General features: G+C 36.0%; 13 protein-coding genes and 1 other annotated feature (1 of these 14 running past the window's edge). Of the genes, 2 read left to right on the top strand and 11 right to left on the bottom strand.

Annotated elements, in window-relative coordinates; translation table 11 throughout:
• Window positions 1-119 (bottom strand) — a binding site (T-box leader) (it extends 97 nt beyond the left edge of the window).
• 36 nt (window positions 120-155) lie between these two features.
• The 9 genes from ABH961_RS05955 to ABH961_RS05915 all read right to left on the bottom strand — a co-directional run bounded on the left by ABH961_RS05955 (window position 156) and on the right by ABH961_RS05915 (window position 7,383).
• Window positions 156-932: a class I SAM-dependent methyltransferase gene (locus ABH961_RS05955; RefSeq protein WP_098076383.1), complete on the bottom strand. Its 777-nt coding sequence runs from the start codon at window positions 930-932 to the stop codon at window positions 156-158.
• A 49-nt stretch (window positions 933-981) separates the two neighbouring features.
• Window positions 982-1,416, bottom strand: coding sequence for a BrxA/BrxB family bacilliredoxin (locus tag ABH961_RS05950; RefSeq protein WP_000063705.1), 435 nt, complete (start codon window positions 1,414-1,416; stop codon window positions 982-984).
• A gap of 83 nt (window positions 1,417-1,499) precedes the next feature.
• Complete coding sequence (locus ABH961_RS05945; protein WP_088080139.1) at window positions 1,500-1,883, bottom strand: thiol-disulfide oxidoreductase DCC family protein; 384 nt, start codon at window positions 1,881-1,883, stop codon at window positions 1,500-1,502.
• A 3-nt stretch (window positions 1,884-1,886) separates the two neighbouring features.
• Window positions 1,887-3,014 (bottom strand): conserved virulence factor C family protein, encoded by a 1,128-nt coding sequence (locus ABH961_RS05940; RefSeq protein WP_098076386.1) that lies wholly within the window; start codon window positions 3,012-3,014, stop codon window positions 1,887-1,889.
• Window positions 3,015-3,178: 164 nt separating this feature from the next.
• A complete protein-coding gene (locus ABH961_RS05935) occupies window positions 3,179-3,517 on the bottom strand; it encodes a single-stranded DNA-binding protein (protein ID WP_046959283.1) in 339 nt (112 codons plus the stop codon).
• Window positions 3,518-3,675: 158 nt separating this feature from the next.
• A complete protein-coding gene (locus ABH961_RS05930) occupies window positions 3,676-3,930 on the bottom strand; it encodes a DUF4318 domain-containing protein (protein WP_046959282.1) in 255 nt (84 codons plus the stop codon).
• A gap of 106 nt (window positions 3,931-4,036) precedes the next feature.
• On the bottom strand, window positions 4,037-4,768 hold the full coding sequence (locus tag ABH961_RS05925) for a Bax inhibitor-1/YccA family protein (protein WP_001260655.1): 732 nt from the start codon (window positions 4,766-4,768) through the stop codon (window positions 4,037-4,039).
• Window positions 4,769-4,843: 75 nt separating this feature from the next.
• On the bottom strand, window positions 4,844-6,739 hold the full coding sequence (locus tag ABH961_RS05920; protein WP_000783185.1) for an ABC-F family ATP-binding cassette domain-containing protein: 1,896 nt from the start codon (window positions 6,737-6,739) through the stop codon (window positions 4,844-4,846).
• On the bottom strand, window positions 6,736-7,383 hold the full coding sequence (locus ABH961_RS05915; RefSeq protein WP_098076389.1) for an HD domain-containing protein: 648 nt from the start codon (window positions 7,381-7,383) through the stop codon (window positions 6,736-6,738). The genes ABH961_RS05920 and ABH961_RS05915 overlap by 4 nt, the downstream gene beginning before the upstream one ends.
• A gap of 109 nt (window positions 7,384-7,492) precedes the next feature.
• On the opposite strand from ABH961_RS05915, the gene ABH961_RS05910 reads away from it, so the two are divergent.
• A complete protein-coding gene (locus tag ABH961_RS05910; protein ID WP_098069429.1) occupies window positions 7,493-8,278 on the top strand; it encodes a hypothetical protein in 786 nt (261 codons plus the stop codon).
• A 112-nt stretch (window positions 8,279-8,390) separates the two neighbouring features.
• On the opposite strand, the gene spoVS is transcribed toward ABH961_RS05910, so the two are convergent.
• Window positions 8,391-8,663: a stage V sporulation protein SpoVS gene (gene spoVS, locus ABH961_RS05905; protein WP_000427790.1), complete on the bottom strand. Its 273-nt coding sequence runs from the start codon at window positions 8,661-8,663 to the stop codon at window positions 8,391-8,393.
• Window positions 8,664-9,138: 475 nt separating this feature from the next.
• Here spoVS and ABH961_RS05900 point away from each other — a divergent pair, with 475 nt between their 5' ends.
• Complete coding sequence (locus ABH961_RS05900) at window positions 9,139-9,723, top strand: hypothetical protein (protein ID WP_002085940.1); 585 nt, start codon at window positions 9,139-9,141, stop codon at window positions 9,721-9,723.
• 185 nt (window positions 9,724-9,908) lie between these two features.
• Here ABH961_RS05900 and ABH961_RS05895 read toward each other — a convergent pair whose 3' ends face one another.
• The gene (locus tag ABH961_RS05895; protein ID WP_098076392.1) at window positions 9,909-11,510 is read right to left on the bottom strand and encodes an esterase/lipase family protein; all 1,602 of its coding nucleotides are present in this window, start codon (window positions 11,508-11,510) and stop codon (window positions 9,909-9,911) included.
• Window positions 11,511-11,678: the final 168 nt, after the last annotated feature.

Here is an 11,678-nt window from a genome sequence, read left to right as displayed (position 1 = left end):
CTATTCGTTCAAGAAGCATCTCCGAAGTGCGCTTCATCTTTTTCTTCCGCACTAGGCTCACACCATCCCTAGCTCGCTTTCCTTCAAAAAAAGACTACTCTCTTCATCACCGACAGTATATTTAATTATTGCTTATTATACATCTTTTCAAACAATTAGCAAGGGTCAATTACACCAAAGTGAAACTTAGCACTTCTTCTTTTGTATACATGAAAATTATGTTTTTCAAATCTAGAACTACGGAAATGATCTTTCAGAACGACACGCTTTCTCGCCACACGCTTCGCTTCTGCAATTGTTTCGTCAGTAATATCATGATACAAAGCGAAGTGTTTTAATCCTTTTATTCCATCTGATTCTATAACAGTTTCTTCAAACATCGGATCAAGGTACACAACATCATAACTATTGTCTTCACATTGTGTTAAAAATGCGTAATGCTCCGTTTGCTTCACATCGATTCGTTGCATTGCCTCATCAATTTCAGAAACAGTTGAAGACCATGTTTTTAAACCATTTTCCATAATATAAGCCATATACTCATTGCCTTCAAGTCCCGTTACTTTTCCGCTTTCACCAACAATATAACTAGCTACAATACTATCTGATGCCATACCGAGCGTACAATCTAATACTGTCATTCCGCTCTCTAATTGCGCGGCTTGTACAAACGGATCGTGTTCTCCGCGCATTAACCTTTTCACACGAAACATCGCTGAGTTTGGATGAAAGAAAAATGACTCTTCCGTTCCTCTCGGATAAATAGCTAATCGGTTTTTCCCTACAACAAGTACATCTTGTTCATACTGCTCATGCAGTTTATGTACTGGTACGTCATTACGTTTAACGAAAGAACGATTTAATTCTGCTGCTACCTTGTTTGCATAATCTGTCATTTCTTTGTTCGTTCTTCCTGCTGTTGTTACGATCATTTTTTCACCTCTATATAAAGAAAAGAGGGAGATTTACTCTCCCCCTTCTTTAGCAATTCTTTTCGAAAGCTTGTTCTAAGTTCGTAATAATTTCGTCCATAGTTGCACCTTCAATTTCATGACGGTGAATGAAGTGAACAACTTCTTTTCCTTTTAATAATGCCATAGATGGTGAAGATGGAGGAATTTCTCCGAAGTATTCACGCATTTTTGCAGTAGCATCTTTATCTTGACCTGCGAATACAGTTACAAGATGATCTGGTTGTTTTTCAGCACGAACAACTGCTTGACCTGCTGATGGACGTGCTAAACCAGCTGCACAACCACAAACTGAGTTTACAACTACTAAAGTTGTCCCTGCCGTGTTTTCCATAAATTCTGTTACAGCTTCTTCTGTAGTTAACTCTTCAAACCCAGAACGCACTAATTCTTGACGCATTGGGATTACCATTTGGCGCATGTATTCTTCATAAGCATTTGACATCGTGTAATCTCTCCTTCAACTTTCATTCCAAATTCATCATATCACGCTCTATTACTAGGTGCAAAAGAAAGATAACGATGATTTCATTTTTTTGTAGGGATTTCACAAACCCCACCGCGGCAATGTCCAACTGGGACAAGTTTTCTATTGTTAGCGATATAATCGTATACTTTACTTCCAAATCCGAGTACGATAGATAGTTTTATAAAAGGAACGGCAAACCAATAAGATGGAACTGCCTTTGCTAATACATGTATGCTATGAATTCCGGTATACCACTTATTATTTTTTAAAATATACAATCTTTGTTCCATCTTACTTTGTAGTTCTTGAGAAAGTTCATACTTCTCAACCACATCTTCATCTCGAAATGAAACAAATTGCATCTTACCCTTTTTATCTAGTTTTTTCGTACGTTCTGCAACCGCGGTACACATCGGACACCAACTATCATAGAAAACAATCATACATTATTCCCCTTTACGAGACTCCGTCATTTGTTTCCATACAGAACCTTTTGCTTCTTCTCCACCTTCAATACGCTCTAATGCTAGACGCGCTTGCATCGCTACTTCAAACTCCGGATCATCTTGCGCTGCTTTTAATGCAGGAATCGCACTTTCATCTCCAAGTTCAAATAAGAACATTGCTGCACGCCAGCGTACTAATTTACTTGAATCTTTCAGAGATTTAATCATAACGAACATCGCTGCTGGATCACCTACATCTGATAAGCAATCGCCCGCTGTACGGCGAACACTTACTGAACGATCTAATAACGCTTTATATAATAACGGCAATACTCCATCACCTTTTACCATACCTAAATACGCTGTTGCTAAACGGCGGATTGAAACTTTTTCATCATCTAACGCCATCTTCAACACTGAAATATCTTCTTCAGTAGGATCCATTTGTTCTAATGCTGCAAAACGGTTTTTCCAGTCAGCATCTTTCATCATCTCTTCTGTTACTTTATATGGCTCACGCTTTTGAATCGTTACTTCAACAGCACCTGCCTGGTTTAATAATTCTTTAACTGTTTCATTTACACGTTCTTCTGAATAAGCAGCAACAATCTCTTCTACTACTTCTTTCCCGATTTCTTCAAAATTACCGTAACGTGTACTTTGTTCCACCCATTTACGTTCTTTTACAACGTTTGGTGCAGACATTTGTACTTTCATAATTGATTCTTTAAAACGATCTGGTAAGCCAACACGTTCTTCCGATGTTCCATCTGTTAACTTTACTTGCATTGGAATTGTAAAGAACATTTGAACAAACACTTTCACTTCCCCAAAATGAGCAAGTTGTTGTTCTTCACTTTCTTCTACTACCTGTTCGCCGAAAACAGAACGAACTTGTTGTAATAAAACTTTCCAGTCAAACTTCGCATTTCGCTCCACTGCTAAAAAGTCGGCTACATGATATACACCTTTAATGCCTTCAATTTTCAAAATTTCTTGCACTTGCATTGGTGCTTGTTCTTTATTTTCATTTGTATAATTATTTCGCGCTCCTGATGGTAATACTTCATTCAAAATAACTTTCATTGTATTTGGACTTGGCGTCGGTTCAATTGCTTTAATCTTCACGTAAAAAACTCTCCTTTATTGCGTGTTCTTACGTGTATTGTAACATGTTCCACCTCTCTAAACCTACTCGGATGCTTTATCTTGCTGATTTCTTTCCATCATCATACTTTTTCATTCTTTCTCTTTCCACCTAATTCCCCCAAACCATTGTTTAACGTCCTCTCTTATTGTGATGCGCCCTCCCGCCTTCTCTCCAAAAATGTAATGCTCTCTATCACAACTTCAGTTCTATATATTCTCTTGCCCTGATCATCCTCGTAATTACTCGTATGAATACGTCCGGTAATTCCAACAAGTGACCCCTTCGTACAATATTCAGTTACATTCTCAGCCGATTTTCTCCATACGAGACAATTAATAAAATCTGCTTGTTGCTCACCTAAACTATTTCGAAAACCTCTATTTACCGCAACACATACTCGTGCATAAGCGACGCCTTGCTTTGTGTAGTATAATTCTGGCTCCTTTGTCAATCTACCGATTAATACAACTCGATTCATCATAAGTTATACCACCTCACATATTTTTCTTCATTGTAAAGAAAAATGTATGAAGGGTAAAAAGCGTAAAATAATATATTTTAAAGTAAAAAATATTATTTTATATGCTATAAAAGAAAAAAAGAAACCTTACATATATTAAACATGTAAGGTTTCAAAATTTATACTTCACTACAGGAAATGTAATATCCACCGCGAGCCATCTTTATCTCAACACGGTACATTACATTTTCTAAGTAAAAAGTAATCGGTTTAACTTTACTCTCAAAATTCAATTGTTCCTGACATTCAACCGCATACCTTTCGATAGTGGAAATAATAACTTCTGATGATGGATACGTTAAAGCATCTTCTAGTTCTATGAAAAAACTTTTAGAAAATAGTTTTTTCATAATCCCTTTCTTCTCTTTCATCACATTCCATCCCCCTTTAACTCAAGTTATCAACATCCACATTATACCATATCATCAATTTATCTTTAAAAATAAAAAAATCCTGCATTTTTCATGCAGGATTTTTTTATTAGTCATTTTTCGTAAAGTAAGAAACGAAACGAAGAATTTCCAAGTATAACCAAACTAATGTAAGCATTAGTCCCATCGCAGTGTACCACTCCATATATTTCGGAGCTTGACTACGTACACCATTTTCGATTAAATCGAAATCTAGTAATAAGTTTAATGCAGCAACTACGATAACAACTGCACTAATAATAATACCAATCGTACCGCCTTGGTGAATGTACGGAACAGTTACACCAAACATGTTTAGTAGAAATACGACTAAATACATAACCATAATTCCAAGTGTTGCTGCCATCACGCCTGTACGGAATTTATCCGTTACCTTTACTACACGCGTTGCATATAACACTAACATTGCAAATAGAATTGAGATTGTTAGTAATACAGCATTTAAAACGATAGAATCGCCAAACTTCATTGTATAAACCGCTGAAATACTACCTAATACAACCCCTTCTACTGCCGCATAGATTGGTGCACCAAAAGGTGAAATACGTGGGAAGAACATAGACGCAAATGCGATGATTGCCGCAACGATTAAAGCACCAATTAGTACTGGCATCTTCATCGTCCCCTGCATCATCTGTATGTATGAATAGACAGACGTTGCAAGTAGCAAGATAAGCATAATAAACGTTTTGCCTACTGTTCCGCCAATCGTCATCGCAGAAGCGCTTGCTCCCTCTTTACGGAATGCCTCTTTTTTCAACATTGGATTAGATGTTCTCATTTTTTCCCTCCTAAAATAGGTTCTACCAATAGTGTAAAGTTTTTCTCTTTACTTTTCAATATATGCAGCTTGTTTTTATTTTAATCCTTCAACGATGTCTGATAGTTCACTCCATCTTTCCATCGTTTTTTCTAGCTCTTCTTCTGTTTTCTGCTGTGCTTCAGATAATTCTTGTGCCTTTGTGAAGTCAGATCCAACTTTCGCAAGTTCTTCTCCAATTGACTCAATTTTCTCTTCTAGTTCGGCAATTGTATCTTCAATTGTTTCCCATTCACGCTGCTCATTGTATGAAAGTTTACGTTTACGTTGTTGTTTCGGAGCTTCTTCTACCACTTTTTTCTCTTTTTGAACTTCCGCCTTCTCAATAAGTTCTTTCGTCTTTTCCATTTCTAAAAAGTCCGTATAACTACCTAGGAATTCACGCACTTCGCCTCCGCCACTAAAGATGAACAATTCATCTACTACTTTATCTAAGAAGTAACGGTCATGCGATACAGTTAAAACGACACCTGGGAAATCTTCTAAATAATCTTCCAGTACTGTTAATGTTTGTGTATCTAAGTCATTCGTAGGTTCATCAAGTAATAGTACGTTTGGTTCTCCCATTAAAATACGTAATAAATATAAACGTCTTCTTTCCCCACCAGATAGTTTCCCAAGTGGTGTACCATGTGAATGCGTCGGGAATAAGAAACGTTCTAACATTTGAGATGCACCAATTACTTTTCCGTCTGTCGTATGAATAACTTCTGCAATCTCTTTAATGTATTCAATCATACGTTGATTTAAATTCATCTCTTCATTTTCTTGCGTATAATAAGCAACTTTTACAGTTTGTCCTACTTCAACTTCACCACTATCAGGAGCTAACTTGCCTGCAAGCATATTTAATAGAGAAGATTTTCCGCTTCCATTCGCTCCAATGATTCCGATACGATCTCCTGGTTTCACAATATGATTAAAGTTGTGTAATACCGTTTTATCACCGAATTTTTTCGTTACATCTTTTAACTCAAGTACTTTTTTGCCAAGGCGACTCCCGCTAAGCGCAATATCAACTGACTGTTTTGCAGCTGGTCCTTCTTGACCTTTTAACTCATCAAATCGTTGAATACGTGCTTTTTGCTTTGTCGAACGAGCTTTTGCACCGCGGCGGATCCATGCTAGTTCGCGGCGATATAAGTTTTGACGTTTTGATTCTTGCGCAATTTCTTGTTCTTCACGAAGTGCTTTCGCTTCTAAAAATGTACTATAGTTTCCTTCGTAACTATATAGTTTACCATTGTCTAATTCAAAAATGCGGTTTGTCACACGATCTAAGAAATAACGATCATGGGTTACAAGTAATACCGCACCAGTATATCTTGCTAAATATTCTTCCAACCATTCAACTGTCTCATGGTCAAGATGGTTCGTAGGCTCATCCAAAATTAATAAATCAGGTGTTTCAATAAAACATTGCGCCATTGCAATACGCTTTTTTTGTCCACCAGATAGGTTTCCAACAGTTGCTGTAAAATCAGTAATTCCTAATTTCGTTAATAACGATTTTGCATTCGCATTTGCTTCCCATGCACTCATCGCATCCATACGTTGCTGCACTGCAAATAATTGTTCTTGTACTTTTTCATTACTTGGATCTTTTTCGATATTTAATAACGATTGTTCATAATCACGAAGAAGACGAATTAAAGGTGTATCACCATGGAACACTTGTTCTAACACTGTTAGTTTTTCATCAAACTCTGGTTGCTGTGATAAATAACTAATTGTATAACCACGTGAATGCGTCATATCACCTGTATCAGGAGTTTCTAACCCTGCAATAATTTTTAATAATGTCGATTTCCCAGTACCGTTTACACCTATAATTCCGACACGTTGTCCTTCTGTAATACTACATGATAATCCATCAAATAACGGTTTTTCTCCGTATGATTTCGATAAGTTTTCCACAGTTAACATTTTCATATTTGTGCATTCCACTCTTTCATAAATTGTTCAATAAACTGTTCCATATAACGATGACGAACTTCAGCCTCTTGTTTTGCTGCGTTCGTGTTCATTAAGTCTTTTAGTTTCAAAAGTTTTTCATAAAAATGATTTAAAGATGGATCGTTATTTTTTCTATATTCATCTTTCGTCATCACTTCACGTGGAGGAATAGTTGGATCATACATTAATCTCCCTTTCGCTCCACCATACGCAAATGTGCGAGCTATTCCAATTGCTCCAAGAGCGTCTAAGCGATCCGCATCTTGAACAAGCTTCCCTTCAAGTGAATCCACTTTACCGCCATGACCACCTTTATAAGACATATTGGCAATGATATGAAGAACATGTTTACTTTCCTCTGCTTCAACATGTAACTCTTCTAACCAATCAGAAACTTTTTTCATTCCTGCTTCTTCACTTTCATTTAACTTCTCATCTGCCACATCGTGAAGTAATGCTGCCATTTCAATTATAAAACGATTTCCCCCTTCTTGCTCGGATAAAGAAATCGCCAGTTTATGTACGCGTTCAATATGATACCAATCATGCCCACTCGCATCTTTTTCTAAAATATGTTTTACAAAAGTAACTGTTTTTTGAATCTTTTCTTGTTTTGTCATTTTATCTTCACCCAGTTACTTATTGTAACACGCCCGCATTTTTTCATCACATATTTTCTTGTCCGCCCATACACTGGGTGGTAGGCATCATCATGAAGGAGGAATAAACATGTTCTATAATAATCAACCGCCTTACCCACAACAACCATTTTATCCTCAGCAACAAGAACAAAGATACACAGAACAATATGAAGAACAAGAGCAACAATATGAACAAAATCCATACGAAACACCGCAAAACCAAGAAGCTAATTATCAACAAAGCTCATACGACACACGTCCTAATTATGAATATCCTCAAAACCCATATGCAGCACCGCAAAATCAAGAACAACAATATCAGCAAAATCCATATGCAACAACGCAAAATCAAGAAACTGAATATCAACAAAATCCATACGACTCACGTCCAAATTATGAATACCCTCAAAATCCATATGTAGCACCACAAAATCAAGAGCAACAATTTCAACAAAATCCATACGCAACTCAGCCGCAACAACCACAATACCAACAACAAATGTACCAACCAAACTACAACGCGCGTGTCTCACCGCCTAAACCACCAACAATTGATCCAACACAACCACAAATTTTACCACCAGGACCAACATTTGATATTACACAACCGCAAATCTTACCGCCTGGACCAATTACAGAACCAACACAACAACAAATTCAACAAGTCGTCGGTACACAGTTTTTACCTTTAAAGAAACCTGTACTAGATTTCGTAAAACCTTGGGTAGATTACGGTTTAAATGAAGCAAAACATACATCACACAAACACGCTTTAACAGAAGTTGCTGCGATTATGTTTTTAGTTGGGAAAGGGTTCAACCCGACGATTGCACATTATATTGTGGAATCTTGGGAGAAGAATGAGCAGTTTTAGGGGTTTTTATTCTCACAAAACTATAAAAGTGTCACAAATGCCTATTTCATAAGCATTTGTGACACTTTTTGTTTGTTATGTTAAATGTCATTTCAATACTGAATTACTGCAGTTACCTTTTCCTTCTAGGACCTACAATTAATTTAATTGCCGTTCTTTCTTGATCATTAATAGTAACCTCTTGAAATGCTGGAACAAAGGCCAAATCAATACCACTTGGAGCAACAAATCCTCTTGCGATTGCAATTGCTTTAATCGCTTGATTTATAGAACCCGCTCCAATCGCTTGAATTTCCACATTGCCACTTGTTCTTAGTACACCAGCTATTGCACCTGCTACTGAATTTGGTTTTGATTTTGAAGATACCTTTAATATATTTTCCATGTAAGTTGCTCCCTCTATTATTTAATCGCTCTTTTGTTACGGTTTAAAATATTTCAACGTATCTTTTATTACTTATTCACACCAAAAGCAAACAATGCTACATATGTACATTCATTCGATACTTTTCGTCTTCTTCCTGCCCCACTACGTAAATAAAAGATAACAACCATAAACTCTAATATACAAACACTTCAAAATAGACATTCACTTAAACGATCACATCATTGCAACTGAGGATAATGGTTTTACTTTCACATGTAAAATATGAGTGCCCGCTTTACTTCAATCTTTCAAGATATTCCACTGATATTTCCACCAAAACATCAACCTTTTCTTCTTCAAAATCGTTACAGCTACTATTCTATTACTACATTTCATCGTATTAGCACTTTATACTCCAAATCTATCACCTTTTATATAAGACAAGCATAAAATACTATGAGTATACACTTCATTCATAATAGGAGGTAATATATTGGGTTCATACTATCATTCTTCAAATTCAAATAAAAAATGTTCATGTAACTCTTCTTCCAGTTCATATAAAAAATGTTCATGCAACTCCTCTTCTAGTTCCTATAAAAAATGTTCATGCGACCATTCACATAAAAAAAGCTGTCCAGCATACGGCACTTTTTGGCAAACTGAGTTTATAACTGTTCCTTTTGGAGATCCTTTTCCATTTAATCACGTTGGCCCTATAGCAGGAGGAGTTTCCTTACTAAATCCTACTACTATACAATTTAGTCAAGCTGGTGATTATAGAGTTTCTTTCATTTCAACGATTAACACTACTTCAAATCCTGTATTTCCACATATTCCAGTCATGACTATATTTTTAAATAATAATCCACTCGCTAATAGTCAAGGTGATTTCGCTTTCCAAATGAATACTTCATCAAATAACGAATGTCTTCAACTAGCAGGCGAAACGATTGTTACAGTGACAGCTAATTCCACTCTTCAACTGAAAAATAATAGTGGTTTTAATCGTCAAAGTATTGCAACTTGTGATAATGGTATTAATTCAGTTGAATTAACAGTTATAAAACTAAGTTAATAATCCTCTTCACATTCAGATGCTATTTCAGCATCTTTTTTTATTGAATAATGCTCTTTTGATTCCTATAATCAAACATAAATTCCATTGTACGTTTCTGTTAATCTAATAAACATGAAAAAAGTACCGAACTCTTCTACTACAAAAGTTCGGTACTTTTTATATTAAAAACTTCTCATTCTTTCTTACTTCTCCACATAAACCGACTTAACAATTGTACGATTATACGGTTGTCCTTCTTTATTCGTCCCTTTTATATCCATCGTAACGTTATATACTCCTGGTTGCTTTATGTCCTTCAAAGCACCAGTAAACGTATTGTTATTACCCTTTTGTAATTCATTATATTCAGAGACTAGTTTCCCTTCTTTATTAACTACTCTTACTGTTATAGAAAGATCCCCTTTCATTTCAGGTGCCACAGGTGATTTTTTCAGTTTATACTCAGATTTATTCACTTTAACTTTTGTAGGCATTTGGAGAACAAATGGTGCACCACTCTTGTGATCGCTTACAATTAAAAATGCATCTTTCGACTGCTTCGCCATCATTTTAACTTTCCATTCTCCTACATCCATTTTATCAAATTTAAATGTTCTAATAGTCGCACCACCAAAGAAAGATTCACCTTCACCAGTAGTTATAACGCTATCTTTATTTGTATACATTTTTCCTTTTGGAGATATCATTTGTACTTCTACATCTGAAGACGCTGTTAAGATAGAAACTATTCCTTCAGCTTTTTTATCAACCGTAACGGTTTGCTCTATCCACTGATTTTGTAGCAATTCTCCTCCTAAAATGTTTTGATTTGAAGTTGTATTTAGTTGTTCTATATTTTCATTTGAACTAGTGCTGGATGCTACTAAAGTTGGTACAGCTACATTTGATGTACGTAAATATGGTTCAATTCGAGAGAAAACAGCAGATCCTTTTCTTATATTATCATGATCAAATCTGGAATCTGTAAATAAATGCGTTCCATACGGTAACTTAGTACTCCACTCATTTACTAGTCCATCATTTGAACCGTATGATGACAAATAGAACCCGCCCATAGATAACGCAGAAAATACTGGTCCCCAGCTAGTACCAGTAACCGTATAGTAACGATTTAATTTAGCTGATGGATTATTATCAATCGTTGAACGAAATTTCGCCATTTCCCCCATTTGCAATGAATACGTACCATCATCTTTTTGACCTAATATAGAAGCAAGCCATCCTGCCCACCAACTATATGATAAATCCGCCAAGTTTGATCCATGATGTGGCGTCGCAAGCGTTATAACATTTCCAACAAATCGATTTGCACCATATCCTACTAATGCAGCCTGTGTATCGATACCGCCTTTACTATGTGCTACAATATTAACTTTTTTACCGAAGTGATTATATATTTCTTCTAACTTTTGTGCTAACAATTTTCCGTTGTCCCACTGACTAGCTGACCCTTTCCCAGCAGCATCATATAATTGTATAAATACTGTTTGATAGCCTGCTTTCAAAGCATAGTCATACATATCATTTATATCGTGATACACTGTTTTTCCATACCAACTATCAGCATTCCCATTCCTTCCTTGTACAAAAAGAATTGGAGGCTTATTCTCATCATAATTAGTAGGTTTTTGACCTAAAAACCATTCTCCAGGTGTAAATACTTCTGTATCAGGAAATCCCTTTCCAAGCTCTTTTACAACTTCTGCCCGTACATTCGTGCTAATCATTGGAGCCATAATTAAAAATACAATCAGTAAGGCAACACATCTTCTCATCAATCGCATGTTACTCCCCCCACTTTTTTTGAAAGAAGGTGCTCTTTGTAATATTTTTTTATCTTCTCTCTTAATACTAGATAATCTTTTTACTTAAACAAAATCTTGTCCCTATTTGCAAGAGATTACTAGTACACCTTCTTTCTTAACTCACGTTATTCTCTTTGTTTCTATCTC

This window comes from Bacillus sp. RC251 (assembly GCF_044908765.1).
In the GTDB taxonomy this organism is placed as follows: Bacteria; Bacillota; Bacilli; order Bacillales; family Bacillaceae_G; genus Bacillus_A; species Bacillus_A wiedmannii.
The sequence above is the reverse complement of the archived record's forward strand: the minus strand, read 5'-3'. Positions and strand labels throughout refer to the sequence as shown.

Coding starts and splice junctions, on each gene's coding strand:
- ABH961_RS05955 (WP_098076383.1), bottom strand. CDS start 932: ATGATCGTAACAACAGCAGGAAGAACGAACAAAGAAATGACAGATTAT.
- ABH961_RS05950 (WP_000063705.1), bottom strand. CDS start 1,416: ATGTCAAATGCTTATGAAGAATACATGCGCCAAATGGTAATCCCAATG.
- ABH961_RS05945 (WP_088080139.1), bottom strand. CDS start 1,883: ATGATTGTTTTCTATGATAGTTGGTGTCCGATGTGTACCGCGGTTGCA.
- ABH961_RS05935 (WP_046959283.1), bottom strand. CDS start 3,517: ATGATGAATCGAGTTGTATTAATCGGTAGATTGACAAAGGAGCCAGAA.
- ABH961_RS05925 (WP_001260655.1), bottom strand. CDS start 4,768: ATGAGAACATCTAATCCAATGTTGAAAAAAGAGGCATTCCGTAAAGAG.
- ABH961_RS05920 (WP_000783185.1), bottom strand. CDS start 6,739: ATGAAAATGTTAACTGTGGAAAACTTATCGAAATCATACGGAGAAAAA.
- ABH961_RS05915 (WP_098076389.1), bottom strand. CDS start 7,383: ATGACAAAACAAGAAAAGATTCAAAAAACAGTTACTTTTGTAAAACAT.
- ABH961_RS05910 (WP_098069429.1), top strand. CDS start 7,493: ATGTTCTATAATAATCAACCGCCTTACCCACAACAACCATTTTATCCT.
- spoVS (WP_000427790.1), bottom strand. CDS start 8,663: ATGGAAAATATATTAAAGGTATCTTCAAAATCAAAACCAAATTCAGTA.
- ABH961_RS05895 (WP_098076392.1), bottom strand. CDS start 11,510: ATGCGATTGATGAGAAGATGTGTTGCCTTACTGATTGTATTTTTAATT.